This is a genomic window from Sulfitobacter undariae, from assembly GCF_014196805.1.
In the GTDB taxonomy this organism is placed as follows: Bacteria; Pseudomonadota; Alphaproteobacteria; order Rhodobacterales; family Rhodobacteraceae; genus Sulfitobacter; species Sulfitobacter undariae.
The window spans coordinates 167,643-194,322 of sequence record NZ_JACIEI010000004.1; the positions used below are offsets into that span (position 1 = coordinate 167,643).

The 26,680-nt window shown below is 55.5% G+C and carries 29 protein-coding genes; 18 read left to right on the forward strand and 11 right to left on the reverse strand.

The genetic code is table 11. From position 1 onward, the window contains the following. Positions 1–50: 50 nt before the first annotated feature. Both GGR95_RS08825 and regB read right to left on the reverse strand, forming a co-directional pair. The gene (locus GGR95_RS08825) at positions 51–1,529 is read right to left on the reverse strand and encodes a PAS-domain containing protein (RefSeq protein WP_184564913.1); all 1,479 of its coding nucleotides are present in this window, start codon (positions 1,527–1,529) and stop codon (positions 51–53) included. A gap of 86 nt (positions 1,530–1,615) precedes the next feature. Next, complete coding sequence (gene regB / locus GGR95_RS08830; protein WP_184564915.1) at positions 1,616–3,007, reverse strand: sensor histidine kinase RegB; 1,392 nt, start codon at positions 3,005–3,007, stop codon at positions 1,616–1,618. 106 nt (positions 3,008–3,113) lie between these two features. On the opposite strand from regB, the gene GGR95_RS08835 reads away from it, so the two are divergent. Next, positions 3,114–3,743: an SCO family protein gene (locus tag GGR95_RS08835; protein WP_184564917.1), complete on the forward strand. Its 630-nt coding sequence runs from the start codon at positions 3,114–3,116 to the stop codon at positions 3,741–3,743. A 67-nt stretch (positions 3,744–3,810) separates the two neighbouring features. Then, positions 3,811–4,365, forward strand: a complete 555-nt coding sequence (locus GGR95_RS08840; protein WP_184564920.1) for an ActR/PrrA/RegA family redox response regulator transcription factor — start codon at positions 3,811–3,813, stop codon at positions 4,363–4,365. Here GGR95_RS08840 and GGR95_RS08845 read toward each other — a convergent pair. Continuing rightward, positions 4,362–4,847, reverse strand: a complete 486-nt coding sequence (locus GGR95_RS08845) for a GNAT family N-acetyltransferase (RefSeq protein WP_184564922.1) — start codon at positions 4,845–4,847, stop codon at positions 4,362–4,364. The genes GGR95_RS08840 and GGR95_RS08845 overlap by 4 nt on opposite strands. Continuing rightward, on the reverse strand, positions 4,844–5,440 hold the full coding sequence (locus GGR95_RS08850; RefSeq protein WP_184564924.1) for an HD domain-containing protein: 597 nt from the start codon (positions 5,438–5,440) through the stop codon (positions 4,844–4,846). Before GGR95_RS08850 ends, GGR95_RS08845 begins: the two co-directional genes overlap by 4 nt. Positions 5,441–5,537: 97 nt before the next feature. On the opposite strand from GGR95_RS08850, the gene GGR95_RS08855 reads away from it, so the two are divergent. The 4 genes from GGR95_RS08855 to GGR95_RS08870 all read left to right on the forward strand — a co-directional run bounded on the left by GGR95_RS08855 (position 5,538) and on the right by GGR95_RS08870 (position 8,500). Continuing rightward, positions 5,538–5,843, forward strand: a complete 306-nt coding sequence (locus GGR95_RS08855) for an S-adenosyl-L-homocysteine hydrolase (RefSeq protein ID WP_184564926.1) — start codon at positions 5,538–5,540, stop codon at positions 5,841–5,843. Between the two features lie 58 nt (positions 5,844–5,901). Next, positions 5,902–7,293 carry an adenosylhomocysteinase gene (gene ahcY, locus GGR95_RS08860; RefSeq protein ID WP_184564928.1) on the forward strand — a complete coding sequence of 464 codons (1,392 nt, stop codon included), beginning with the start codon at positions 5,902–5,904 and terminating at the stop codon, positions 7,291–7,293. A gap of 12 nt (positions 7,294–7,305) precedes the next feature. Further along, entirely contained in the window at positions 7,306–8,046 is a 741-nt protein-coding gene (locus GGR95_RS08865) for an extensin-like domain-containing protein (RefSeq protein ID WP_246423338.1), read from the forward strand. Positions 8,047–8,158: 112 nt separating this feature from the next. Beyond that, positions 8,159–8,500 (forward strand): DUF2853 family protein, encoded by a 342-nt coding sequence (locus tag GGR95_RS08870; protein WP_184565069.1) that lies wholly within the window; start codon positions 8,159–8,161, stop codon positions 8,498–8,500. 231 nt (positions 8,501–8,731) lie between these two features. On the opposite strand, the gene GGR95_RS08875 is transcribed toward GGR95_RS08870, so the two are convergent. From GGR95_RS08875 to tsaD, 4 genes are read right to left on the reverse strand one after another with little or no spacing between them, the layout of a single operon-like run. Beyond that, positions 8,732–9,151: an EVE domain-containing protein gene (locus GGR95_RS08875; protein WP_184564930.1), complete on the reverse strand. Its 420-nt coding sequence runs from the start codon at positions 9,149–9,151 to the stop codon at positions 8,732–8,734. Next, positions 9,151–9,423, reverse strand: a complete 273-nt coding sequence (locus GGR95_RS08880; protein ID WP_184564932.1) for a YciI family protein — start codon at positions 9,421–9,423, stop codon at positions 9,151–9,153. The genes GGR95_RS08875 and GGR95_RS08880 overlap by 1 nt, the downstream gene beginning before the upstream one ends. Before the next feature lies 1 nt (position 9,424). After that, positions 9,425–10,378 carry an NAD(P)H-dependent glycerol-3-phosphate dehydrogenase gene (locus GGR95_RS08885; protein WP_184564934.1) on the reverse strand — a complete coding sequence of 318 codons (954 nt, stop codon included), beginning with the start codon at positions 10,376–10,378 and terminating at the stop codon, positions 9,425–9,427. Further along, positions 10,375–11,460, reverse strand: a complete 1,086-nt coding sequence (gene tsaD / locus GGR95_RS08890) for a tRNA (adenosine(37)-N6)-threonylcarbamoyltransferase complex transferase subunit TsaD (protein WP_184564936.1) — start codon at positions 11,458–11,460, stop codon at positions 10,375–10,377. Before tsaD ends, GGR95_RS08885 begins: the two co-directional genes overlap by 4 nt. A gap of 84 nt (positions 11,461–11,544) precedes the next feature. Between tsaD and GGR95_RS08895 the strand changes: the two genes are divergently transcribed. The 6 genes from GGR95_RS08895 to GGR95_RS08920 all read left to right on the forward strand — a co-directional run bounded on the left by GGR95_RS08895 (position 11,545) and on the right by GGR95_RS08920 (position 16,854). Further along, on the forward strand, positions 11,545–12,246 hold the full coding sequence (locus GGR95_RS08895) for a uroporphyrinogen-III synthase (RefSeq protein ID WP_184564938.1): 702 nt from the start codon (positions 11,545–11,547) through the stop codon (positions 12,244–12,246). Between the two features lie 45 nt (positions 12,247–12,291). Then, entirely contained in the window at positions 12,292–13,557 is a 1,266-nt protein-coding gene (locus GGR95_RS08900) for a COG4223 family protein (protein WP_184564940.1), read from the forward strand. 10 nt (positions 13,558–13,567) lie between these two features. Further along, complete coding sequence (locus GGR95_RS08905) at positions 13,568–15,052, forward strand: heme biosynthesis protein HemY (protein ID WP_184564942.1); 1,485 nt, start codon at positions 13,568–13,570, stop codon at positions 15,050–15,052. Between the two features lie 203 nt (positions 15,053–15,255). Then, entirely contained in the window at positions 15,256–16,083 is an 828-nt protein-coding gene (gene dapD, locus GGR95_RS08910) for a 2,3,4,5-tetrahydropyridine-2,6-dicarboxylate N-succinyltransferase (RefSeq protein WP_184564944.1), read from the forward strand. Beyond that, a complete protein-coding gene (locus GGR95_RS08915) occupies positions 16,083–16,439 on the forward strand; it encodes a hypothetical protein (protein ID WP_184564946.1) in 357 nt (118 codons plus the stop codon). Before dapD ends, GGR95_RS08915 begins: the two co-directional genes overlap by 1 nt. 76 nt (positions 16,440–16,515) lie before the next feature. After that, entirely contained in the window at positions 16,516–16,854 is a 339-nt protein-coding gene (locus tag GGR95_RS08920) for a hypothetical protein (RefSeq protein ID WP_184564948.1), read from the forward strand. 2 nt (positions 16,855–16,856) lie between these two features. Here GGR95_RS08920 and GGR95_RS08925 read toward each other — a convergent pair whose 3' ends face one another. Then, entirely contained in the window at positions 16,857–17,951 is a 1,095-nt protein-coding gene (locus tag GGR95_RS08925) for a Hint domain-containing protein (RefSeq protein WP_184564950.1), read from the reverse strand. A 329-nt stretch (positions 17,952–18,280) separates the two neighbouring features. Between GGR95_RS08925 and dapE the strand changes: the two genes are divergently transcribed. Genes dapE through rnr form a run of 4 tightly spaced genes read left to right on the forward strand, consistent with a single transcriptional unit; the run spans position 18,281 to position 22,710 of the window. Continuing rightward, entirely contained in the window at positions 18,281–19,435 is a 1,155-nt protein-coding gene (gene dapE, locus GGR95_RS08930; RefSeq protein ID WP_184564952.1) for a succinyl-diaminopimelate desuccinylase, read from the forward strand. After that, the gene (locus GGR95_RS08935; RefSeq protein WP_184564954.1) at positions 19,432–19,848 is read left to right on the forward strand and encodes a GNAT family N-acetyltransferase; all 417 of its coding nucleotides are present in this window, start codon (positions 19,432–19,434) and stop codon (positions 19,846–19,848) included. The genes dapE and GGR95_RS08935 overlap by 4 nt, the downstream gene beginning before the upstream one ends. Then, the gene (locus tag GGR95_RS08940) at positions 19,845–20,417 is read left to right on the forward strand and encodes a TIGR04282 family arsenosugar biosynthesis glycosyltransferase (protein ID WP_184564956.1); all 573 of its coding nucleotides are present in this window, start codon (positions 19,845–19,847) and stop codon (positions 20,415–20,417) included. The genes GGR95_RS08935 and GGR95_RS08940 overlap by 4 nt, the downstream gene beginning before the upstream one ends. Before the next feature lie 37 nt (positions 20,418–20,454). Further along, positions 20,455–22,710 carry a ribonuclease R gene (gene rnr, locus GGR95_RS08945; RefSeq protein ID WP_184564958.1) on the forward strand — a complete coding sequence of 752 codons (2,256 nt, stop codon included), beginning with the start codon at positions 20,455–20,457 and terminating at the stop codon, positions 22,708–22,710. Here the strand turns inward: rnr and GGR95_RS08950 are convergent. Then, complete coding sequence (locus GGR95_RS08950) at positions 22,707–23,402, reverse strand: glutathione S-transferase family protein (protein WP_184564960.1); 696 nt, start codon at positions 23,400–23,402, stop codon at positions 22,707–22,709. The genes rnr and GGR95_RS08950 overlap by 4 nt on opposite strands. Positions 23,403–23,503: 101 nt before the next feature. Here GGR95_RS08950 and GGR95_RS08955 point away from each other — a divergent pair, with 101 nt between their 5' ends. Both GGR95_RS08955 and GGR95_RS08960 read left to right on the forward strand, forming a co-directional pair. Further along, entirely contained in the window at positions 23,504–24,223 is a 720-nt protein-coding gene (locus GGR95_RS08955) for a helix-turn-helix transcriptional regulator (protein WP_184564961.1), read from the forward strand. Between the two features lie 65 nt (positions 24,224–24,288). Next, positions 24,289–25,506, forward strand: a complete 1,218-nt coding sequence (locus GGR95_RS08960; RefSeq protein WP_184564963.1) for a lytic murein transglycosylase — start codon at positions 24,289–24,291, stop codon at positions 25,504–25,506. On the opposite strand, the gene GGR95_RS08965 is transcribed toward GGR95_RS08960, so the two are convergent. Then, the gene (locus GGR95_RS08965) at positions 25,495–26,673 is read right to left on the reverse strand and encodes an ABC transporter permease (RefSeq protein WP_184564965.1); all 1,179 of its coding nucleotides are present in this window, start codon (positions 26,671–26,673) and stop codon (positions 25,495–25,497) included. The genes GGR95_RS08960 and GGR95_RS08965 overlap by 12 nt on opposite strands. Positions 26,674–26,680: the final 7 nt, after the last annotated feature.

Sequence of the window (26,680 nt, forward strand, 5' to 3'; positions counted from 1 at the left end):
ACTAGCGGTCCTGCGCGGTGCTGGAAAGAGCCGTTATCAGCTGCCGTTGTTCAATTGTGAACGGCGGCCGTGTCAATAGAAAACCTGACGACTGTGGCACCGGATGCGATGGGGACCACCTTGCACAACATCGGGGGACGATCGTTGGGTGACACCTGCATCGACCACTCCCGTCGGTCCTGTCCATGTGCAACCGAGTCCTGTAAATTCTGCCACAAAGGATTGTGTGCAGACTTTTGCCGCCAGACCTTAACTGTGTCTATGATACTTGTGCCAGCCACAGTGCTTTCGCCAGGGGTGCTCCATAGTTGGTCATAGGCTTTGTTCGAAAAGGTCAGCTGACCCGATTGTGAAAATACCGCAAGCGCATCTTCGAAGGTATCAACAAGGTTCTGGTTCAGTTCAAGTTCGGCACGGAAATTTCTGGCAAGAGATATTTCCGCACTGATGTCTTCAATCAAAAACGCAATGGCGCCATCGGGATGTGGCCTGCCTTTTACGTTATAGGTTTGGCCGCTCTCTAGTGACCAGACCTCTTCAAATTTGCCGACTTCTGCCGCGCTTATCAGATCCGCCATGCGCTGACGCCATGTTTTATAGTTTTTTGGCTCTGGCATCCGGCGATTTTCCCGAAGCGCGTCAAAGAACGTATCAATAGTAGGTCGTGGGCTGAGAAATGAAACGGAAAGGCCTGTTAGGTCGGTCAGAGCGGGATTGAAAAGTGCCAGCTGGCGGTCCCTATTGAAAATAGCGAGGCCAATAGACAGATGCGCAAATGTTTTTGCCAGCGTTTGCACAAAGTCTCGCTGCGCTTCTTCTGCCCTGATTAACGCTGTGCGTGATGTCGCATGGTAAATTGTGCCACCATCGACCGGGCTGAGCATGACGTCGAACCACTCTGTTGTATTTGCTGCAGTGGGTTGGAACTGCACGCGATAAGTATTCACACCAGGCGTTGGGGGGGGGAGGTCAAAAACAGGGCCAGCGCTGTCTTGATCTGCCTTCTTTAATTGAAATTCGAGGGTGCGATACGCGTCATTGCGCCAGATCACTGCGCCAGAATGATCAGTTTTCCATGACGGGTGCGGCAGGCTTTTGCCAATCTGGCGGAGTAGCTCATGCCCTTTCGCGTCGTCGTGGGATGTTGATGAGGTATCCGCTGTAAAAAAGGTCAGGGAAGCGCCATCGTTTCGCCATTCAATCTGAAGAGTTGCTTTGTGTGATCCCTTGCCTTGTGCGCAGTGAACAACGGCTCTGCCATTTTGGCTTGAGGGGATTTCTTTTGGAAAGTCGGGGTATTGAGGCCGCAGTATTTCATAAAGATCGTGCCAGTTATGTGCACCGATTGTGATCGGAAATTTGGCAAGTGCAGCATCGCTTGCATATTCTAGCGTACCGTTTTTGAACAAGATCACAGGCAGGTCGTAAGCCGTGTGATGAAAGTGTTTGGGCCCAATTCGGAACACCCACCAAACGCAAACTGCAATGGTTGGAATGACAACAGCAATTGTCAGAATCGCAAAATGCAAAGGCTTTACCTCGCTTGGAAGCTGAACATGCCTTATTCTCTGATGATTATGCTTAACAAAGGGTTAACATTTAAGTCGAGGAGGGCTCAGGTTTCCGAAAACTGGATATTGTCGCCCAGTGTGATCGGGTTTTCCCCGCTCAGCGCGTCGATTTTACTGCGCGGCCAATGTACCTCAATGACGGCTCCAATATGGTTTCGCGGGTCATTTGTGTCTTCTACGCCGTTGGCAAATTTAAGGACGGCACCAGACCGCTCCAACAATGTTTTCGCAATAAACAGGCCCAAGCCCATGCCTTCGTACTCTGGGCGTGTGGCATCTGATTTATAGGGCCTGCGCCGCCCCATAAAAGGATCGCCCAGACGGCCCAGAAGATGTGTAGCAAACCCTTTGCCGTCATCCAGAATGCGCAATGTGATTGTTTTGTCAGTCCAATGCGCTTCGACCCAGACCGTAGTTTCTGCGAAATCTACCGCATTTTGAACGAGGTTACGCAGCCCATGAATAATTTCGGGCATGCGTAAAATTGTTGGCTGTGCCCCCATTATTTCATCACCCCCCTCAAGGTCGATCAGTACTTTTTTCCCGCGTTCCATATGCGGCTCTGCTGCGGTTTCCAGAATGGTGATTAAGGGAGCCCGCCGCATATGCAGGTCGTCTTTACCAGCGCGCCCCATATTGCGCAGAATGTCACGGCACCTGTTGGTTTGCTGCACAATCAATTCAGCGTCTTCACATAAATCCGGTTGATCGCGTAGTTCATGAACCAACTCCGCGCTTGCAAGTTTGATGGTGGCCAAAGGTGTCCCTAGTTCATGCGCAGCCGCAGCGACGACCCCGCCCAGATCAGTGAGCTTTTGTTCGCGGGCAAGGGCCATTTGTGTTGCGGCCAACGCATCTGACATCAAGTGGATTTCCGAAGTGACGCGGCGCGAATAGCTCGAAGAAAAGAGCACGGCGATGATTATGGCAGTCCACTGACCAAAGATGAACAACTGCGGAATTTCCAAAACATCGCCGCCCTGTGTACGAAGCGGCAGGTGAAAGAACGCCAGAAACGAAACGCTGGCAATGGCCACGGCGCACAACAACACAGTCGAACGCGCACTCAGCGCTGTGGCGGATATCGTCACGGGGCCAAGAAGTAACAATGTGAAGGGGTTGTTCAATCCGCCCGTCAGAAACAACAGGCTGCTCAGTTGCAGCAGATCAAAGATGATCATCGATACGTTCTGGCGTTCCGTCAGGCGGGTGTTTTCAGGAAATACAAAGGCAGCCACGAGGTTGCCGATCACCGAAACACCAATTGCAAAATAGCACCAGCCCAGTTCAAGCTGCAATCCAAAGACAAATGGCGTGAGCGTCACCGCCGTGACCTGCCCCGCAATCGCCACCCAACGCAGCAAGATCATGGTGCGAAGCCTGATCCAATTGGCCCGTTTGCGTTCTCCTAGTGATAGGATGGATTGCTGCGTCATCTTGGCGCCCCGCTAAAATGTGACTTGCATTGCTATGCCCCTAGAGTACTTGTGCCGCAATTCACCAGCAAGGGCGCGCAATGTCGCTGCGCCGACAGGAGCGTTTATGACCCGCAAAGCCGCACTTATCGCAGTTCTCGTTGCCGCAGCAGGATTAATTTCAATGCTGGTGCTTTCTTCTGGCAGCATGTTTGGCCTGAATGGCAAGGGCGAAAACCAATTTGCGCAATGTGGCGCAGGTGCCGTTGCTGGCGATCTGGGAGGGCCGTTTACTTTGATAAATGGTGCGGGAGAAACTGTGACAAACGAAGATGTGATCACCGAGCCTTCGCTGATTTACTTTGGCTATACATCTTGCCCTGACATCTGCCCGATGGACGTAGACCGCAACGCCAGAGCCGTCGAAATTCTGGAAGAGCGCGGCCAATCTGTCACCCCTGTTTTTATCACCATCGACCCTGCCCGTGACACCGTTGATATCGTCCGCGAATATGCTGCAAACATGCACCCGCGTATGATCGGGCTGACCGGATCGGATGAACAGATCGCAGTGGCAAGCAAAGCCTACCGTACCTATTACAAAACTAACCCGCCTGTGGATGGTGAATACCTCGTCGATCACACGACATTCAGCTACCTTGTCACACCGGAAAACGGATTTGTTGAATTCTTCCGCCGCGAAGTATCAGCCGAGGATATGGCAGATAAAATCGGCTGTTTTGTTGATCAAATCTGATGGCGGGTGTTCACGGCGCGTATTTTGGTTAAACTGATTGCACCTGCTTTCAATAAGGTAATCCACCATGCCACAAATTGAACTAGACGATATAGGCCCTGACAAGACACTGCTGTTGATGGATGACGATGAGCCGTTTTTACGCCGTCTTGCCAAGGCGATGGAAAAACGTGGTTTCGAAGTCGAAATGTCGGATTCTGTTGCGGCAGGCTCGGCTATTGCACGGGCGCGGCCCCCTGCCTATGCGGTTTGTGATCTACGGCTAGAGGACGGCAACGGTTTGGACGTTGTTGAAATCCTGCGTGAAAAACGTCCCGATGCACGGGTTGTTGTGCTGACAGGCTATGGCGCGATTGCCACGGCAGTGGCTGCGGTGAAAATCGGCGCGACAGATTACTTGTCCAAACCTGCCGATGCCACTGACATCACAAACGCGCTGCTGGCCAAAGGCGATGATCTACCGCCCCCGCCAGAAAACCCGATGAGCGCAGATCGCGTGCGTTGGGAGCATATCCAGCGGGTCTATGAGCTGTGCGATCGCAATGTTTCTGAGACAGCGCGCCGCCTGAACATGCACCGCCGCACCTTGCAGCGGATATTGGCCAAACGTAGCCCGCGCTAAACGTCGTAGCGTTTGCTGATTTTGTCTACGATCATACCATTGGGCAGCTCGACATTTGTATCAACCGTCCAGTCGCGGAAGCCGCGGCTTTGATAATACGTCAACCCGCCCTCATTATCGGCGCGGATTGTTGCGTTGATCCAGACATAGCCCAGCGCCTTGGCGGCCTCTGCATTGGCCGTGAACAAGGCAGAACCGATGCCAAGCCCCGCACGCCCGACTTGCACAAAGCTGGCGATGTCGCAGGCTTCTGGCGGTAAATTGGGATGCGGAGATATCCACTGAAACCCGATCACGGTCTCGTCACTGTCTACTGCCACGTGCCACGCTGAACGCTCCGCATCGGTTGCCATCCACTCTGCGATGTCGTTGCGCGTGACGGGCCGCACCATGGCTGTGGTGCCCCCGATTTCGATGATCTCGTTCAACAGCTTGGCCATAGAGGCGGCATCAAACGGCACGGCGGTTCTGACTTGGATCATGGCATTTCCTTCAAAAGTTGCTCATAGCGGGCTGTAAAATCTGTGCGGACCTCAACAGGTGGGCGTAGGGTGATGGTCAGCCCCTCTTTTAGTGCTGGGTCAGGTTTTCCAAAAAATCGGTCTGCCTCCGCCATTTCAAAGCCGGCAATCTGAACTGCTTCCATCCACGCGCTGACGTGGTCGGCCTTTTTTATCTGCTTTTTGACCGCGGCGGGTACTTTGGCAGGCAGACCAAAGCGAATGTGTACAGCTGCTTCCAGCCGTTCATCCAGCACGCCATAGCTGGGGCCGATGGCGGCTTTGACGGGGGAAATCATATCGCCGATCACGTATTCAGGCGCATCATGCAGCAACGCGGCCAGACACCATTTGGCTGGTGCTTTGGGGGCGATACGCCGAAAGATGGTTTCGACCAGCAGGGAATGTTCAGCAACGGAATAGGCAAAATCACCTTTGGTTTGGCCATTCCACCGCGCCACAAAAGCGAGGCCGTGGGCGATGTCTTCTATCTCGATGTCCACCGGAGTGGGGTCCAGCAGGTCAAGCCTGCGACCTGATAGCATACGTTGCCATGCACGGGGCTGCTGCGCCATATTTGCGTCCTCGTTTTATCTGTTTCAGCGGGTCCATAACCCATTCAGGGAACCAAAGTGTGTGCTGCACAGTTATTTCCTCAACAAGGAGATAACAATGAAAACCGCATTAACTGCAATCGCCACTGTGGCCGTGATGGCCACATCTGCCGCCGCCCAAGGTGTCTGCATGGACGCCGGTGAAATGCAATCATCATTGATTGAATGGTACGGCGAGCAACCCGTGGCTGGTCCGTCCCCTGATAACACCCGTCTTTGGGTCTCCGATGCCACAGGATCGTGGACCTTGGTCCGTTCCCTGTCTGGTGGTATTTCTTGCGTAGAGGGCCAAGGCGGCAATTGGACCGCTGGCATGGACGCCGAGCAGGTGCTTGCCACGCTTGATGCCCGCACAGACGGCTGATTGCGAAAAAAACTGCACAGTGCTATGGCCGCTCTAACAAGATATGAAGGAGCGCCTCATGGCCAATGACTATATCGTAAAAGACATCAATCTTGCCGATTTTGGCCGTAAAGAGCTGGATATCGCAGAAACTGAAATGCCGGGGCTGATGGCGCTACGCACAGAATTTGGCGAGGCTAAACCATTGAGCGGCGCGCGTATTGTCGGCTCGCTTCACATGACGATCCAGACTGCCGTTTTGATTGAAACACTGGTGGCACTGGGCGCAGATGTGCGCTGGGCGTCTTGCAACATTTTCTCGACCCAAGACCACGCTGCCGCGGCCATTGCTGCGGGCGGTACGCCTGTGTTCGCGATCAAAGGTCAGTCTTTGGAAGAGCATTGGGATTATCTGGATAAATCATTCCAGTTCCCCGAAGGCCCTAACCTGATCTTGGATGATGGTGGCGATGCCACGCTGTACATCCTGCTGGGTGCCCGTGTTGAAAACGGTGAAACGGATCTGATCGAAGTACCCACTTCGGAAGAAGAAGTTGCCGTGTTTGCTCAAATCAAAAAGCGTCTGGCGGCCAGCCCCGGTTGGTTCACCAAAATGCGCGAGCAAATTGTTGGCGTCTCCGAGGAGACAACAACAGGTGTGCACCGCCTTTATGACCTGTTCAAAAACGGCCAGCTGCCTTTCCCTGCGATCAATGTGAACGACAGTGTGACCAAGTCCAAGTTCGACAATAAATACGGCTGTAAGGAATCTCTGGTGGACGGTATCCGCCGCGCCACTGACACGATGATGGCCGGCAAAGTTGCTGTTGTTCTGGGCTACGGTGACGTTGGCAAAGGCTGTGCTGCATCGCTGCAAGGCGCTGGTGCACGTGTGAAAGTCACCGAAGTCGACCCGATTTGCGCGCTGCAAGCGGCGATGGACGGCTTTGAAGTTGTGCTGGTCGAAGATGTGGTTGCGACTGCTGACATCTTTATCACCACCACAGGCAACAAAGACGTGATCCGCATCGAACACATGCGCGAAATGAAAGACATGGCGATTGTCGGCAATATTGGTCACTTCGACAATGAAATTCAGGTTGCCGCGCTGAAGAACCACAAGTGGACCAACATCAAAGAGCAGGTAGACATGATCGAGATGCCTTCTGGCAGCCGCTTGATTTTGCTGTCTGAGGGCCGTTTGTTGAACCTTGGCAACGCAACGGGTCACCCGTCATTTGTGATGTCCGCGTCTTTCACCAACCAAGTTTTGGCACAGATCGAACTGTGGACACGCGGTGAGCATTACAAAAACGAAGTCTATATCCTGCCCAAGCATCTGGACGAGAAAGTAGCGCGTCTGCACCTCGATCGTATTGGCGTGAAGCTGTCCAAACTGAACCCCGAGCAGGCAGCTTATATTGGCGTCACACCCGAAGGTCCGTTCAAACCCGAGCATTACCGCTACTAAGCGGGCGCTGATTTGAGCGATCAACACCCCTACAAGCGCCGCCCCGTACTCCACTGGGCGGCGCTTTTGTGTTTCATCTTTGGGGGTACGGCTTTTGCGGTGTGGCAACTGATGGTTCACCCCGACACTCCTTTGCCGCCCGAATGGAACCCGACAGTGCCGCTGGTAATTGGTGATCCTGTCACCACCCTTACCCCTTGGAAACTGCGCGTCGCGCTGGGCGATGACGCGGCTTGTAGTGCGGCGTTGCAGACAGGGGCGCAGGCGCAGAGCAAAGCGGATTTTATTGATGGTCCTCAATGTGGAATTGCGCCGCAAGTATCACTCAGTGGTGCGGCGGGGACGGCGATCAAGCCCGTGAACACCCGCTGCCAAACGGCGTTGAGGTTGGCAATGTGGACACAGCACGGATTGCAACCGGCAGCGCGGGACATTTTTGGCCAAGACATCGCGCGGATCGAGCATTTTTCCAGCTATTCTTGCCGTGCTATGCGGACAACGGCAGGCAATACGACACGCATGAGCACTCATGCCACCGCCGATGCCATTGATATCAGAGGTTTTGTGCTGAACGATGGCACCCGTATCAGCCTGTTGCGGGATTGGGACGGGGATGCCGACAAGACGGCCTTCTTGCGGCGCGCCAATAGTACGGCCTGCAAGTGGTTTCGCGTGACCTTGGGGCCAGAATATAACAACCTGCATGCAGACCATTTCCATCTGCAAAATACGGGTTTTGGTTTGTGCCGCTAAACATGGGGAAAACAGGCAATAAAATTTCCTTTCGTGATGCGCCGTTTTCAGACTAGGGTTCCCGAGAATGTTGGTGAAAACACCAGCACAGTCCAACCAAGGAGAGTATCACATGGGCAAGCGGGATGAGTGGATCGCGAAATACGCGGAAGATCTCAAAGGGAAGTGCGGCATTGAGCCAGACATGGCACTGCTGACAAAAGTCACAATCGGATGCGGCCCTTCTATCTATAACGCGGATGCATCTACAGTTGCTGGTTCACAGGAATCCGAACTGGAAACCGTTAAAAACAACTTCCTGATCAAGAAGCTTGGCCTTTCCGATGGTCCAGAGCTGATGGCGGCGATCAATTCCGTGATCGAAGTATACGGCAAATCCGAGCGCAACAAATACCGCGCGGTTGTCTATTACATGCTGACCAAGCACTTTGGCAAAGAATCCATCTACGGTTGATCTAGTCACTGATTAACACCATAGAAACGCCGGCTTGGTTAAGTGGGCGTTTCTTTTTTGAGGTCAATTCAACCTACTGTTTTCTTGCAGAAAAATACGACTGCGCGTATGAATGATCTCACGGCTAGGATGGCCAGAACATATTTCGAATACGTGTGCCGGGGTTACGGGAGTGCACGGGGTGAGGAGGGGTGCCGGAACCCTTTTTTCGTATGCGATCGGGTCTTTTTGTCAGGCTTGGGTTTTGCCCATGTCACAGACGATTTTCCATTCTGCCTCTGTCACGGGTTGCACAGACAATCGTGAACTACGCACCAATGCCATATCCGCCAGCCGCTCATCTGCTTTGACCATGTCCAGCGTGACAGGCGCAACAAAGGGGCGCACGGCACGAATATCCACACATTCCCAGCGCGGATCATCGGTGGAACTGTCGGGATGCGCTGCTGCGCAGACCTCGACAATGCCCACCACGGATTTCTCTTTCAACGAATGATAGAAAAATCCCAGATCACCTACGGCCATCTCACGCATAAAGTTACGCGCCTGATAGTTGCGCACGCCGTCCCATTCCTCGCCCGCGTCGCCTTTGGTCACCTGATCGTTCCAGCCCCAAGTGGCGGGTTCGGATTTGAACAGCCAATACGCCATCAGCCGATCACCTTTTTCCATTCGGTCAACGTGACGCTTTGGAACAGGCCCGCTTTGGCATAGGGATCATTGGCGGCCCAAGCTTCGGCGGCGGCCATGTCGGGTACATCCAGCACAATCATCGAGCCGCACATGCCGCCATCCACACCAATCAGCGGGCCTGCCAAATGCACATGATCCGTGCTTTTGAGGTACTCAACATGGGCTGAGCGGTTTTCCAGACGCACGTCCAGCGCGCCAGATTTGTCATGAGCAATCAAACATACAAGCATGTTATTCTTCCTTTAAAGGTCTGTTGAGAAGGCTATGCACAGCCTCTTTTACGTCTAATGTCTTATCCAATAATCCAGCAACCGCCATGGTAATCGGCATATCCAGCCCCGCGTCTGTCGCCACACGTGCCACAGCCAGCGCAGTCGCAGCGCCCTCTACGGTTGTGCTGGCGTCAAACGCTTCTCCACGGCCAAGGCTGAGGCCAAGACGGTAGTTGCGTGATCCTTCCGAGGTGCAGGTCAGCGTTAAATCTCCAAAGCCCGACAGCCCTGCCAGTGTATCCGGATCGGCCCCGCGATGCGCTGCCATACGCTGCATTTCCGCATAACCGCGTGTCATCAGGGCGGCACGTGCGCTTTCCCCCATGCCAGCACCCATCGCCGTGCCACAGGCGATTGCCACCACGTTTTTCAACGCCCCGCCCAACTCTGCGCCAATTGTATCTGTGGTCCGATACAAGCGCAGCGCACGGGTGGTTAGCTGCTGTTGCAGCTGTTTTGCTGTGTCTTCGCACTGTGCGGCGAGGGTCAGCGCTGTTGGCAGTCCACGTGCGATATCGGCCGCAAAGCTGGGGCCAGTCAGGATTGCGGCCTGCGCATTCGGCACCACGTCGTTGATGATCTGGACAGGGCCTACGCCCGAACTCAGCTCAATCCCTTTGCAGCAGGCCACAAGCGCTTTGCCGTTCAAATCGGCTACATGTTCTTGTAAAAATCCCCGCAACTGTTGCAGGGGCAGCGCCAGTAAAATTGTCTGTGCGGTCAAAGTATCGGTCAAATCACCTGTCACCTGCAACGTATCGGGAAACGGGCAATCAGGCAGGCGTTTGGCATTTTGTCGCGTGGTTTGCATATCCGCTGGATCACGCGCCCAGAGCGTCACAGGGCCATTCCCACCCAAAGCAATGGCCAAAGCGGTGCCAAATGCGCCTGCACCTAAAACGGATATGCTCATGCTTTTGCTCCCTTTTTGCCACTACCCAACATCGCGGGCGCGCTTTGATCCAATGGCCAGCGCGGACGCGCCGACAGGTCCATGCCGTCTGGCGCACGGGTGCCCATCTGTTCCAACGCGGCATAGGCGATCATCGCAGCGTTATCCGTGCATAGGGCCAGCGGCGGCGCGATGAACGCGGCATCAAATTTGTGTGCAACCGTTTCCAATGCGCTACGAATGGCCATGTTCGCGGCAACGCCACCCGCGACACAAATGCTGGGCGTATCTGTCATCGGGGCATAAACCGCCAAGGCGCGGCGAGTTTTTTCGGCCAGCACATCCACAACAGCGGCTTGGAACCCTGCGGCAAGGTCTGCCTGATCTTGGGCAGATAACGTGCCATCCTTCAGTAGATGATCGCGCTGGCGCAGCACGGCGGTTTTCAGGCCCGAAAATGACATGTCGCATCCTTGACGGTCCAGCAACGGACGCGGCAGTTTGAACCGTTTTGAATCGCCAGCCTTGGCGCGGGTTTCAATCGCAGGGCCACCCGGTTGGGGAAGGGAAATCAAACGTGCGACTTTGTCAAAGGCTTCGCCCGGTGCGTCATCAATCGTACCGCCAAGGCGCTGGAATTGATCTGGCCCCGAAACGATAAGGAATTGGCAATGCCCGCCAGAAACAAGCAACATCAGGTACGGAAAGGTCACGCCATCTGTCAGGCGCGGTGTTAGGGCATGCCCCGCCAGATGGTTCACACCGTACAGCGGCAGGCCCCGCCCCAGTGCAATGCCTTTGGCGCACATGACCCCGGATACAACGCCCCCGATCAGCCCCGGGCCAGCCGTGACCGCGACAGCATCAATGTCATCAAGGCTAAGCTCTGCCGCCTCAAGTGCCTGCGCAACACATAAATCCAGCTTTTCAGCATGCGCACGTGCTGCGATTTCTGGCACGACACCGCCGAAATCTGCATGCAACGCGGTTTGCCCCATCACAATAGAGGAGAGAACCTGCGCATCCCCTGCTTGCCCGCGCAAAACGGCGGCGGCGGTGTCATCGCAACTGCTTTCAATACCTAAGAGGGTGAGGGAAGTCATAAATCGGGCGTATCCGTTGTGTAGCTGCTGTTGTGGAGGTAACACTTTGACGTCCGGCAAACAATCCAGAGAGCGCCCAAACCCATGGCCCTGCCCAGCCTGCTGATCACCCGTCCCGTTGACAGCGCAGCAGCGTTCGCCGCATCGCTGGACCCTGCGGCATTGACGGCGGTGCGCGTTGTGATTGCGCCGTTGATGAAAATCGTCCCGACGGGGCAGCCATATGGTTTAGAAGAGCACCACGCCGTAATCTTCACTTCTGCAAATGCTGTGGCGCATGTTCCCGCTGGGGCAGGGCGCATGGCCTATTGCGTAGGAGAGAAGACGCGGCAGGCGGCCTTAGCTAGTGGTTGGAAGGCGCAAAAAGCAGGTGATACGGCGCAAGAGTTGGTTGCGACCCTGCAAGCTGACCCGCCGAATGTGTCGTTGTTGCATCTGGGCGGGGTCCATACCCGTGGTGACATTGCACAAAGGTTAACGTCATCGGGCCTGAAAACGGCGCATGTTGCAGTTTATGAACAACACTTGCTGCTAATGGCGAAAACCGCTGTGGAAGCTTTGAAAGCACCCTGCGTTATACCCGTTTTTTCACCCCGAAGCGCTGCGCATTTGGTGCAAATTTCCAAGGGTGACCTTGGAAATGCCCACGTTATTGCCCTTAGTTCTGCTGTTGCCGCGCCTTTTGAGCGAGAAAAATTGGCGCAATTGGTGGTAATATCTGCGCCGCAAGCGATATACATGCGTAATGCGGTTGAAAATATGTGTAAGAGCATCTGCTTGCCTTGAGGGGCCAGAAGATGCGGGTTAAGCTTTCAAAGCTGACCTTGTTCAGTGGTTGGAATCGAAAAGGTATCTGTTGTGGCAACATCGAAGAAAACGGGCCCCGCAAAGGGCAAGTCATCGAAAAGCGAAACGGTCGACGCTATCGAGGATGCAGTGATTGTTGAAGACACAGCAACATCTCCTGCAGATGCAGAAGTGACCAAGCCTGAAGATACTGCTGAGGCCTTGGCCAATGATACGGTTCCCGCCGTGGACGAGGAAGAGTCGCTCACCCCAGATGAGAAAAAGCCGGAAACGCCGCCAGAAACCTATCTGGATGCCTCGGATGACGAGCCATTGGATGCGCAAACCGAAACACATGACACCAGTTCAACGGCGCAAATGGTCCACCCCGTTCCAGCCGTCGCACAAAGCGAGAAAAAAGACAGTATCTTTTTGCCGCTGGTTTTGGGGGGTATCGTCGCGGGTGCGCTTGGCTTTTTCGCGGGTCAGGCTGATTTGTTTGGCGATGGTGATTCAGGTATTACAACCAAACTCCGCAGCGACCTAAGTGCCCAGCAAGAACGGCTTGCTACGTTGGAGGCGGCAGAGCAGCCTGTGACGGACCTATCACCTTTGGAAACGCAGTTGAGTGATCTGGAAACACGGCTTGCCGCGCTTGAAGATCGGCCTGCGCCCGTTGCAAGCGAAGGGGGCAATAGCCAAGCTTATGCGGCAGAGTTGAAAGAGCTACAGTCATCGATTGCAACACAGCGCAACGAAATTCAAGCATTGCTGAATAATGCCAAATCCGTTGAGGAAGCCACAGCAGACGCCGCACGTGCCGCAAGCGCACAGGCGGCGATATCCAAGATTGTGTCTGCGATTGATGCGGGCCAGCCATTTGCGGGTCCGATTGAGGATTTGCAGTCACTTGATCTGGGTGAAATTGATCCGGCGTTGACCGCATCGGCGGCAGATGGTGTCGCCTCATTGAGCGCGTTGCAGGCTGAATTCCCTGATCAGGCCCGCACCGCTTTGGCGACGGCCCGTGCAAGTGGCGCTGAGGAAGGCCAGCAAGGTTTTGGCAGCTTTCTCAAACGGTCGTTGGGCGCGCGTTCGGTTGCCCCGCGCGAGGGGAATGACCCCGACGCGATCCTGTCTCGCGCCGAAGCTGCTATCAGAAAAGGTGACTTAACGGCCACATTGTCCGAACTTGATACCCTGCCCGAAGAAGCACAGGCCGCTATTGCCGATTGGCGTGCGGCGGCTGATGCCCGCGTTTCTGCGCAGGCTGCTGCCGAAGCTTTGTCACAACGCCTCACGGCAGACTAAGGAATAATTTATGCTCTGGTCCCTGATCAAAATCATCTTTTTCATTGGCGTTGTTGGCGCGTTGGCGTGGGGGGCGGGTGTTCTTCTGGAAGCAGATGGCGGACTGCAAATCCGCGCTTTTGGCTATGAATTAAATCCGGGTCCGTTGGAATCGGTTCTGCTTCTGGTGCTGCTTGTCTTTGCGGTTTGGGTACTTCTCAAGGCGCTGGCGCTGCTTTTGGCGTGCTGGAAATTCCTGAATGGGGATGAAACTGCGCTGTCGCGTTATTTTGACCGCAACCGCGAGCGTAAGGGTTTTGATGCGTTGTCCGAGGGTCTGATGGCTTTGGCCAGCGGCGAGGGGCGTGTGGCGATGGCCAAGGCCGCTAAAGCCGATAAATATCTGAACAAGCCAGAGCTGACTAATCTTCTGGTCGCACAAGCGGCTGAAATGGCGGGCGACACGCGCACAGCCGAAGCGACTTACCGCAAGCTGGTTGAAAACGAACAGACCCGTTTTGTCGGTATTCGTGGGATCATGAAGCAAAAACTGGCGGCAGGTGATAAAGAAGTTGCCCTGCAATTTGCTGAAAAAGCCTTTGCGCTGAAACCAAAGCACGAAGAAACGGGCGATATCCTGCTGCGCCTTCAGGCCGAAAAAGAAGATTGGACTGGCGCACGTAAAACCCTGAACGCCAAGCTGCGCAATGGCCAGTTGCCGCGCGATGTTCACAAGCGCCGCGATGCTGTTCTGGCCTTGTCCGAAGCCAAAGAATTGATCGCTGATGACAGCTCAATCGAGAAACGCGAAGCGGCGATTGAAGCAAACCGTCTGTCACCGGATCTGATTCCTGCTGCCGTGATGGCCGCAAATCAATATATTGAGCAAGGCAAGCCGCGTTACGCAGCCCGTGTGTTGAAAAAAGCTTGGGAGGCGCGCCCGCATCCTGATCTCGCAGCGGCCTTTGCCGCAATCGCCCCTGATGAAACACCCGTTGCACGGATCAAACGCTTTACGGCACTGACAAAAGTGAAGGTCGATCACCCCGAGACGAAAATGCTGCTGGCCGAATTGAACATCGCAAACGAAGATTTTCCGGCTGCCCGCCGTGCGTTGGGTAATCTGGTAGAAACTGATCCTGATGCACGTTCTGTGACATTGATGGCTGCGATTGAACGCGGCGAGGGCGCGTCTGATACGGTTGTAAAAGGCTGGCTGGCGCGTGCAATTGCTGTGCCACGCGGCCCGCAGTGGATTTGCGACAACTGCCAGCACATTCATAATGAATGGAAGCCGATCTGCGAAAACTGTTCCAGCTTTGATACATTGGAATGGAAGCGCCCACCGCTGTCCGAGGTCGCCATGCCTGCGGGTGTGCAGATGTTGCCGCTGATCGTTGGTGCGCTGGAAGAGAGTAAAGCAGTGCCAACTCACGGGAATGAGGGCATTGAAGATGCGGAGATCATCGACGCCGAAACATTACCTGACGTAGACAGCACTACGGCCAAAACTTAACGCCCCGTGCAAACTCTTTAGCGTCCCATGTATTTGGGGCGCTAGGGATTTTTGATTGCTATTTTTTCAATTGTGATCGCAAGTCAGCAGCATTCTTAGTCTGTTAGGTGGTTAAGGGAAGCCTGTCAGGCGGTGAGGATTGCGCGAAAAGCTTGTGGCGGGTATAGCGCCACCTAACCCTTCTTACTTACCGGAGTTCCAACATGTCCAATGCCCAGCTTGAAACCGCAATCGAGGCCGCGTGGGAAAACCGCGACGGCATCACACCAGCCACCACAGGTGAAACCCGTGACGCCATCGAAGCGACACTGGCCGCACTTGATACAGGCAAGCTGCGCGTCGCAGAAAAGCAGGCCAGCGGCGATTGGCATGTAAACCAATGGGCGAAAAAGGCTGTGCTGTTGGGTTTCCGTATCAAGGACATGGAAATGCAGAGCGGTGGCCCACAAGGCAGCAGCTGGTGGGACAAAGTTGACAGCAAGTTCATGGGCTGGGGCGAAGAGCAGTGGAAAGAAGCAGGTTTTCGCGCTGTGCCAAACTGTGTCGTGCGTAAATCAGCCTATATCGCGCCCGGCGTTGTATTGATGCCCTCTTTCGTGAACCTGGGTGCCTATGTCGATACAGGCACGATGGTTGATGCATGGGCCACTGTTGGGTCTTGTGCGCAAATCGGTAAAAACGTGCACCTGTCAGGCGGTGTTGGTATCGGTGGCGTGCTGGAGCCGATGCAGGCTGGTCCGACAATCATCGAAGATAACTGCTTTATCGGCGCACGCTCCGAAGTTGTTGAAGGTTGCATCATCCGTGAAGGTTCGGTTCTGGGTATGGGCGTTTACATCGGCCAGTCGACCAAAATTCTGGACCGCGACACAGGCGAAGTCACTTACGGTGAAGTGCCTGCTGGTTCGGTTGTTGTGGCAGGGTCTATGCCCTCCAAAAACGGTGTGAACCTGTATTGTGCGGTGATCGTAAAGCGAGTCGATGAAAAGACCCGCTCCAAAACATCCATCAATGAATTGCTGCGCGACTGATGCGCTTTGCCCTGCTAGTGATCGCGGCGTCAGTGATGGCATCCGCTACATGGGCAGGGCCCTATGATGGCCGCTATCGCCCTGATCATCCTTCGGGCGATAGCTGGGATTGCAAAAGCATCGGCAAAGAAGGTGGCGCAGTTTTGCTAACCACTAACATCTTTTTCGCGCTGGGCAGTCGCTGTACGTTGCGTGATCCGGTCGCCGTCAGCGGTATGGAGGCGACTCTGTACAACGCCATATGCCGCAGCGACGGTGAACCATGGCACAGGCGGATCATGATTATGCGCACGGATACAGGCATCGCAGTGATCCAGAAAGGCGCACGGATGAGCAAGCTGCGCAAATGCGAATGACGCGGCCCGCTTGAGGCTTTTCAATCAGCGCCCAAGCGACTAGGTGTTGCCCCGATACTCCATGAGGCGCACCGATATGTCTGACACTCCCAAACCCAAAAAGCCGTCCCGCCAGCAGGTCTTTACGCTGTTGGTCGAAATCGGCCGCAAAGCAGGCGACGGATTGCCTGACAAGGCCACGGGTGCTGCGCTTATGTGTTTTGCCTCAGGGATTGATGAGGCCGAAGCCGTGCGCGAGACTGTTGCCATCCTCAAGCAAGCAGATACTGCGCCGCTGGATGTAACAGGATATGGCACATTGGCCGAACGTGAAGAAGAAGGTCACGAGATCGACGCCGAAGAGCGCGCTTTGATGCAACGCGCTCTTGACGAGAATTCAGTCATTGTGGCGCAAATGACTCCGTTTTTTGACTAACCCTATGCTGCGCGGCGGTCAGCCAGATAGACAGCTTCAAAACGTTTAAGAACCCGATGTGCAGGCGCGCCGTGTTCGGGCAGGTCATTCCTGTCGATGCCAAACATCACACTCGAGGCGAGTTTATGCGTGTCACGGCGAATGCGCCCGATGTACATGCTTTCCATTGCGGCACCGGCTGCAAGGATCGGTTCGTGATTTGGCAGGATCAGTTGAGTGTATTGGATCAGGTGGCTGGGCGGTTCGATACGCGCCGCAAATCCGTTCACCAGATTTCGCGCAGGGGTGAGCACCTTTTCACATGAAAACAGGTACTCCACTTCTGGCCCATCAATCACCACATGTTGTTCGGGGGCGATGATGATGTCGTCTTGCAGGCCAAAATAGGGCGCGCGCATACGGATCGGGGCAAAGCTGCCCCTTGCGGGAACCGTGCGTGTGATAGATTGCAGCACAGGCACCACTTCGCCATCCGCAGTATAAACGGTATCACCGCGTTTTAAGGTTGCCGCGTTGCGGTATCCCCACGGGGTCGCGATTGGCGTATCAGGTGACAAGGTGGGGCTGACGCCAATCGGCTCGATCTGGTTGGAGAGGGCCGCAAAAACCACTTCGGGCGCGTAATCATGCGTGCCGCGCCCCAACATCAAATCGCGTAAATCCTCTAGAGTGAGCGGCAGAGGGTTTTCAACGGGAACACTGATCACCGCACCATCGCCGACTTGCTCCATCGTCAGGCGGCCCCACTTGTAGGTGATATCCCAAGAATATGTCAGGCGCAGTGTTTCAGCGCGGCCCGTGTTTTTGTGGGCGATTGCAGCATGGGTGACAGTGTTACCCTGCACATGCACCATCGACACGCCCCCACCGGGGATGGCTTGAAACACCAGACTGCGGTGTGTCGGATGGGGGTTGGTAAAGCCAAACAAGGCCTGTGGCTTGGTCTCGCCGGAAAGCTGCGTTTCAAATACGATACTGCCGCGGTTCAGGGTCTGGCCCGCAACATCTGCCACAATCGGAGAGCTGCGTTTTTCGTGTCCAAGCCCATTCAGAGACAGGCGGCGATCATCGTGATCGGTCAAAGCAAGCCAAGTCATTCAAGCCACCCCGCGAGCGGCAGTGGCATTGCGCACTGATTCTGTTCTGTTTGTTGACGTTACTATCATATCACTGCCTCAAACCATTCAAGTGAAACAGCGCAAGCCAATGATGGATATGGGGATTTCCCCATCCGGTCACGTTCGTTTTACGAACCTATCCACCCCTGTTTTCAGGTGATGGAACTGCTTTAGCCCTGCCTCGGGTCATTTATTATGCGGGTACGGTAGCACAATCGCGCTGGAATTGAACCGCGATTTAGGGGGGCTGGCACTTTTACGCCACAAGAGGGATAAGGTGCGTAAACCGCTATAGGAGCCCTGATCCCATGTCGAAATTCACCCCAGTTGATCCCGTTGAACTGACCGCCGCTTTGGTGCGCTGCCCTTCTGTCACCCCCGCAGATGCAGGCGCGCAGGATATTCTGTATGATCTACTGAGCGAGGCAGGTTTTACCTGTGCATGGGCGGAACGTGGCGGCATCCGCAATCTGTTTGCGCGTTGGGGCAGCCAAGGCAACACGCGCAGCTTTGGTTTTAACGGCCACACGGATGTTGTGCCAATTGGCGACGAAGCGGCATGGAGCATGCCGCCCTTTGGCGCTGAAATCAAAGATGGAATCATGTATGGTCGCGGCACCACGGATATGAAATCGGGTGTAGCCGCCTTTGCCGCCGCCGCTGTTGATTTTGTGAAAACGACTCCGCCGGACGGTTCTATCGTGATCACGATCACCGGCGATGAAGAAGGCGACGCCATTGATGGCACCACCGCCTTGCTTGAGTACATGGAAAACAACGGCGAGCGGATGGACGTCTGTCTGGTCGGAGAGCCGACCTGCCCGAACACTATGGGCGAGATGATTAAAATCGGGCGCCGCGGGTCTATGACGATCAAGTTCCGTGTTGTGGGCAAGCAAGGTCACTCTGCCTATCCCCACCGCGCCAATAATCCGCTGCCTGCCATGATGCGTTTGATGGATCGTTTGGCCAGCCATGAGTTGGACACAGGCACCGATCATTTCGACGCCTCCACACTGGCAGTCGTAACAGTGGATACGGGTAACCCGGCCTCCAACGTCATTCCGGCAGAATGTGCGGCGACGGTGAATATCCGTTTTAACGATTCCCATTCCGGCGCCAGCCTGAGCGAGTGGATCGAGAACGAAGTGGCAGCCATTCGCGAGGCGTTTGGCGTGCAGATCGAAACACAGGTAAAAATCTCGGGAGAGAGCTTTATCACTCCTCCGGGTGATTTGTCCTCAATGGTTGCCGGTGCTGTTGAGGCGGTAACAGGTGTCGCGCCTGAATTGTCCACTACAGGCGGTACTTCGGATGCGCGGTTTGTGAAATCACATTGCCCAGTGGTTGAGTTTGGCCTTGTCGGGCAGTCGATGCATCAGGTGGATGAACATGTCCGCGTTGAACATATCGAGCAGCTGAAAACCATCTATACCCGCATCTTGCAGGACTATTTTGCATGATCACGATTTCTAAAACCGAAGACAGGCAAGCCTGCTATGATCTGCGCCATAAGGTGTTTGTAGAAGAGCAAGGTTATTCTGCCGAGGGCGAAATCGACGCGTTAGACCCTGTTAGCCACCATCTGCTGGGGCTTGATGGCGATACGCCTGTTGCCACCGCGCGGGTCTATCTGGAAGGCGATACGGCCAAGATTGGCCGCGTCTGCGTGAGTGAGTCCCAGCGTGGCACTGGCTTGGGCGCTGAGTTGATCAAAGCGGCTGTTGTTTTGGCGCAAGAGCTGGGGGCCACCCGCGCAGCGTTGGGTGCGCAGGTTTATGCAATCGGCTTTTACGGTAAGCTGGGGTTTGAACCTTACGGCGATGTCTATGCCGACGAAGGTGAACCCCATCAGATGATGGCAAGAACTCTGTGAAACCCACACTGGTTGTGATGCTAAAAGAACCACGGCCGGGGCGCGTCAAGACGCGGTTGGGACGTGACATCGGAATGGTCGCCGCCGCGTGGTGGTTTCGACATCAGGTGCGGCGGCTGTTGCGGCGGATCACTGATCCGCGTTGGACAGTTGTACTGGCCGTTGCGCCAGACCGTGCTGGCATGACGTCACGTGTCTGGCCTGCGCATTTGCCGCGTGTCCCGCAAGGGGGCGGCGATCTGGGGGATCGGATGGGACGCGCGTTGCGCAATGCGCCTGTTGGCCCCGTTTGTGTGATTGGCGGGGACATTCCCGATATTAACGCGGATCGGATTGCCGAGGCATTCAAGGCGCTGGGCGCCCATGACGCGGTGTTTGGCCCTGCGGATGATGGGGGGTATTGGCTCATCGGGTTGCGGCGGCGCCGTGCCGTGCCACCAAGCCTCTTCTCTGGGGTGCGTTGGTCTACTGAACACGCGCTAAAGGATACCGAGGCGACGTTATCAGGCCACACAATCGCCCATGTGGCGGTTTTGCGTGATGTGGATACAGTTGCCGACTTAAAATGATGTGACGCGCCTGCGTCTGCGTGCTACCTCCAGTCACATGAATAACATACCTACTAAAAAAGAGATCCTTACATGGGTCGAAGAGAACCCCACCCTGACAGCCAAGCGCGAAATCGCCAAAGCATTCGGGATCAAAGGGGCTGCGCGGATTGATCTGAAGCGGATGCTGAAAGAGCTGGAGGCCGAAGGCCATCTGGAAAAGCGCAAGAAAAGCTATCAAGACCCTGAGCGCCTGCCGCCCGTGAGCGTGCTGTTGGTGACAGGGACGGATGGCGACGGTGATTTATACGCCAAGCCGATGGAATGGGGCGGCGAGGGGGTCGAACCTGTCGTCTTGATGATTCCGCGTGCCGCTGATCCTGCACTGGGTGCGGGCGACCGTATTCTGGGACGGCTGACCTTGGTGAAGGGTGAAAGCCACCACTACGAAGGCCGCCTGATCCGTCGCATTGGCACCAACCCCAAAAAGATTGTCGGCATTTTCCGCAAACATGCGGAAGGCGGGCGTATCCAGCCGATTGATAAAGGTGCGGATAAAGAATGGGCTGTGCCCTCTGATTTCACCGGCGGTGCAAAAGACGGTGAACTGGTCGAAGCGGAATTGGCGGGGCCAAAAGGCCGCATGGGCCTGCCGCGTGCGCGCATTGTGAACCGCCTCGGCGATCCTTCGGCGCCCAAAGCCGTATCACTGATAGCGATCCACCAGCACAGCATCCCCGATGATTTCCCTGATGATGTTGTCGTCGAAGCAGACGCCGCTGCGCCCAAAGGGCTGAAAGGCCGCGAGGATTTGCGCGATGTGCCATTGGTCACGATTGACCCGTCAGATGCACGCGACCACGATGATGCCTGCTTTGCCGAGGCGGATACTGATCCAGCTAATGAGGGCGGCCATATCCTTTGGGTGGCGATTGCGGATGTGTCAGCCTATGTCACGCCGAATTCCGCTTTGGACCGTGAGGCGCGCAAACGTGGCAACTCGACCTATTTCCCAGACCGCGTTGTGCCAATGCTGCCTGACCGCCTATCGGGTGATTTGTGTTCCCTGCATGAGGGCGTTGAACGTGCCTGTATTGCGGTACGCATGGTGTTGGACGCTGAGGGCAACAAACTGCGTCACGATTTCCACCGTGGTCTGATGTGTTCGCCTGCAAGTTTGCATTATGAAGAAGTCCAAGATGCGATGGACGGCAAGCCGAATGACCGTACAGAGCCCTTGTTAGAGACTGTTATCAAGCCGCTTTACGCAGCCTACGCCGCGTTGGTTGCAGCGCGTGAACGCCGTCAGCCGCTTGATCTGGATTTGCCAGAGCGGCGGATTGAACTGGATGAAGATGGCACGGTACGTTCTGTCAATTTCCGCATGCGGCTGGACGCGCACCGCTTGATCGAAGAATGTATGGTACTGGCAAACGTTGCCGCCGCCGAAACATTGATCGCGAAGAAAACGCCGCTGTTGTTCCGTACGCATGAGGAACCAACCCCCGCCAAACTGGACGCCTTGCGCGAAACGGCTGCGGCTGCGGGGTATACGCTTGCCAAAGGGCAGGTGTTGCAGACCGCGCATTTGAACCGCTTGCTGGACCAAGCAGCAGGCACCGATGATGCGGAGTTGATCAACATCTCGACGTTGCGGTCGATGACACAAGCGTACTATGGGCCGGATCAAATCGGCCACTTTGGTTTGGCGTTGCGATCTTATGCGCATTTCACCTCACCCATTCGCCGCTATGCGGATTTGATTGTGCACCGCGCATTGATCACTGCGCATGGCTGGGGCAAAGACGGGCTGTCGCAGCACGATATGGACGATATGGAAGCCACTGGCGCGCATATTTCCGACACCGAGCGGCGCTCGATGATCGCTGAACGTGACACCACTGACCGTTATCTGGCGGCCTATTTGTCTGAACGTGTGGGCAATGAAATGACTGGCCGTATCAGCGGCGTGGCGCGGTTTGGTGCATTTGTAAAACTGGACGAAACAGGTGCAGATGGCCTGATCCCGATGCGCAACATCGGGCGCGAATATTTCCACCATGATGCGGATTCAAGCACCTTGATGGGCTCGGACACGGGGATGACCATCGGTCTGGGCCAACGGGTTACCGTGCGCCTCTCCGAAGTGACACCTGTCACGGGTGGCATCGCGCTGGAGTTGCTGGAGATCGAGGGCGACAAAATCCCGCAAGGCCGTCAAAGCCCTGCAGGGCGCAGCCCCCGCCGCAAAGGGGCGAAGGCCAAAGGCAAGAAGGCCGCGACCAAACGCAAGGTCACGCGCAGCCGCCGTTAATCCATAGCGGCGGCGCAGCGTTTCACATAAGCGCTGAGCACCGCATCCTGTGCCACTCTGCGTGAAAGTGGTGTGGGTACAGGGGCGGCCATCACACCACCAAGAATCGCGCCCACGCTTGCATCTGCAGCCGTGGGCGTATCGCCAAACAGGAACGCACGTTCGTTCAGTTGCGCGGCAATCGCGACAAAATCAGGCTCTACACGGGCCAAACGCTGCTCCACAGTCATTCGCCCCAAACCCATTTTATGGACCATGCCCAGCACGTCTTTCCTGAGTTTCCGCGTGACCATTCCGCGGATCAATGCGGGGAGAAAGCCGAAATACTCTTGGCGGATCACGGCCCAGTTGGCGTCATCGCCCCAGCGATCTTGCATTTGGTGGAAATAGATATGCTCTTCGGCCATGCGGATAAAGGCGCGGGACACAGCCCTGTCACGGGGCGATAGGCCCGCATCAAAGTCATGGCCCGTCTTCTCTAGATATGCGCGAATATTGTCACTGTCGGGGATGATCGTACCGTCAGCAAGGCCAATCGCGGGCAGTTTGCCCAGCGGCATTTTACGCGGGTCGGTCGTGTCTTGGCGCTGCCACGGGACGTTAGACAGCTTAAGAAGCCAACCTGCCTTGGTGCAAAAGGGGCTATAGCTGAATTGTCCGAAACCAGAGGCAAATGTGTAAAGAGTAATCATAACGTTTCCTGTTGGGTGAAGTGGGGCTTGTGTAACAGGGCGTGCTGACAGAAAGTGGCAGTATAGTCTGGCATGTTTGTTTTGATCCGCAGGAGGCGCAGATGAACCGCACACACCGCTTGTTTCAGTTGATGCAAACGCTTCGGCGCTTGCCTGCGCCCGTGACAGCGCAGGCATTGGTGGATGAAACGGGGGTTTCCCTGCGCACGATTTACCGTGATATTGATGCGCTGCGGGGCTTGGGCGCTGTGATCGACGGTGAAACCGGATTTGGCTATACGTTGATCGAAGATGCCACTTTACCACCGCTGGCCTTTGGCGATGACGAGTTGGAAGCGCTGGTTTTGGGGTTGCGTGAGGTTGCTGTGATCGGTGATCCGGCATTGGCTAAAGCTGCCCAATCCGCTTTGGCCAAGTTAAAAGCGCGGCTACCAGCGCGGCAAACCCACCGCTTACAACATGCGGTCTTGGATGCGCGCCGTTTTTCCCGGCCGCCAGAACCGCGAATCGACGTAAAGGCGTTGCGTGCCGCGACGTGGGATGAAGCAACGGTTGAGTTTCAATATGAAGATGGCAAAGGCGACAGGTCACAACGGCAGGTGGATCCGCTGAGTATCGTCTTTATGCAAAACGCGCATATGCTGATGGCGTGGTGTCATCTACGGCAGGATTTCCGTGCCTTTCGTCTGGATCGCATGTGGGATTTGCGTCTGACAGGGGCCAATTTTCGTCCCCGCCGTGTGCCGTTGTTACGGGAGTATATGGAAATTCTGAAAGCGGATGCTTTGGCGCGGGCCAAAGACCGCGCAACGGAAGGCTGAGTGCTTTTAGTGGATGCTGATTGTCGATAAGTTGGAAACAATTAAGATCGTAAAAGGGGCCAGCTATGCGCGGCGTTTCACTTGCAGTTATGTTGATGATGGCCTTGCCTATAGCGGGGCATGCCCGTTCGCTGAAGGTTGATCAGCCGCGCAGCGCGTCCGGATTGCGCGATTGGATTACCGAATTTCGTCCCAAGGCGTTGGCGGCAGGTATCAGCGCGGATGTATTCGACAGCGCAATGGCGGATGTTGTCTTTGCCCCCAAAGTGGTGGAGCGGGACCGCAATCAGTCTGAATTCACCAAGACGATCTGGGATTACCTTGATACAGCCGTTTCTGATCTGCGGATCAGCAACGGACAGGCGGCGTTAAAGCGTGAGCAAAAGGCGCTGGGCGAGATTGAGGCGCGGTACGGCGTGCCCGCCCAGATCGTGACAGCGATTTGGGGCCTAGAGAGCGCCTATGGGACATTTCGCGGCAGCGACCCTGTGCTAAGCTCTATGGCATCGCTTGCCTATGATGCGCGCCGCGCCGCGTTTTTTGAAGCCCAAGTCATTGCAGCGCTGCGCATTGTGCAGGATGGCGACACATCGCTGGCAAATCTGAACGGCAGCTGGGCGGGCGCCATGGGACATACACAGTTCATGCCGGGGTCATTCATCGACCACGCGGTGGATTGGAACGGCGACGGCAAGCGCGATATTTGGGCCGATGATCCGCAGGATGCGCTGGCTTCCGCTGCGGCATATCTGAAAGACAACGGTTGGATTGCGGGCCAGCCTTGGGGCGTAGAGGTGCGGATACCAGAGGGGTTTGATTATCTGCTGGCGAACCGTGAGGTGATGAAAAACCCGACCGAATGGGCGCAGTTGGGAATTGTCGATGCGCAATGCCAAGCCGTGGCAGACCACGGTGCCGCCTCAATTTTGCTGCCCGCTGGTGCGCAGGGCGCTGCCTTTATGGTGTTTAAGAATTTTGAGGTGTTGGAGAGCTATAATACCGCCGATGCCTATGTCATTGCAGTGGGCCATTTGGCAGATCGTATCACGGGCGGTGATGCGTTGCAGGGCAACTGGCCGCTTGAAGACCGCGCGTTAAGCTACGTTGAGCGGATTGAGCTGCAAGAGTTGTTGACCGCACAAGGCTTTGACACGCAAAAGATAGATGCCAAAATCGGGCCGCTTACGGTGAATGCTGTGCGGGGTTGGCAGGTGGCGCAGGGGGAAGTGCCAGATGGCTATGCCTCCCCCCGTTTTCTGGAGCGCCTACGCTCAGCTCGGTGACATACCGCGCATCCGTTCAGAACGGCGGCGCAGGAGTTCAACCACCGTCAGCAAGCAGATCGAGATGCCCACAAGGATCGTCGCAACAGCGAGGATTGTTGGGCTAATCTGTTCGCGTAACCCGATGAACATTTGCCATGGCAGGGTTTTCTGACCTGCGGAGCCAACAAACAGGACCACAACCACTTCGTCAAACGAGGTGATAAAGGCGAACAAGCCACCTGAAATCACACCCGGAAGGATCAGCGGCATTTGCACGCGGAAGAAGGTGGTCACAGGGTTCGCACCCATATTCGCTGCGGCACGTGTCAGGGAGCTGTCAAAACCCACCAACGTGGCCGTCACGGTGATAATCACAAACGGAATGCCCAGCGCCGCATGTGCCAGCACTACGCCAATGTAAGTGCCTTGCAGGCCGATGCGGCTGTAGAAGAAATACATACCCGCAGCAGAGATAATCAGGGGCACAATCATCGGTGAAATCAGGATCGCCATGATGAGGCGCCGGAAAGGCACGTGTGGTTGGCTGAGCCCGATTGCAGCAAGCGTGCCAAAGGATACTGATAGCAACGTCGCCACAGGCGCGATCTTGAGCGAGTTCATCATCGCGCTCTGCCATGCGTCATTGGTAAAGAAATCGCGGTAATGCTTGAGCGAGTAACCCGCAGGATCAAAACGCAGCATTTCCGGCGTGAAGGTAAAGAAATTCTCGGCGTTAAAGCTGAGCGGCATAACCACAAGGATTGGGGTGATCAGGAACACAAAGATCGAACCGCAAATCGTGCGAAATGCGAAATGCCAGAACACCTGACCGGGTGTCAGATAGGGAGGGATTTTCGCGCGGTAACGTCCTTCATACAGCCAGAAGCTTAGAAACCCGAAGAACCAGCCAAAGAAGACGCCAATCACCAGACCGGGTATCCCTGCCAAGGCGAGACCACCGAGGGCGACAAGCACAGTCAGCGCCCAGCGCCCTGCTTTTTCTACCTTGATCAATTTGGTGAGCACAAAAGCAGCAAGTCCCATGAGAGCTGCGCCACCAAGGACGCCCAAGATCAGATTCCCCTGACCTGTGCCGATGAATATGCCGAAAAATGCGCCGAATGCTGCGACTACGGGAACGTAGAATGCGGGTTCAGTGCGCGAGATGGGTGTGAGTGCAACCATGGGTCTG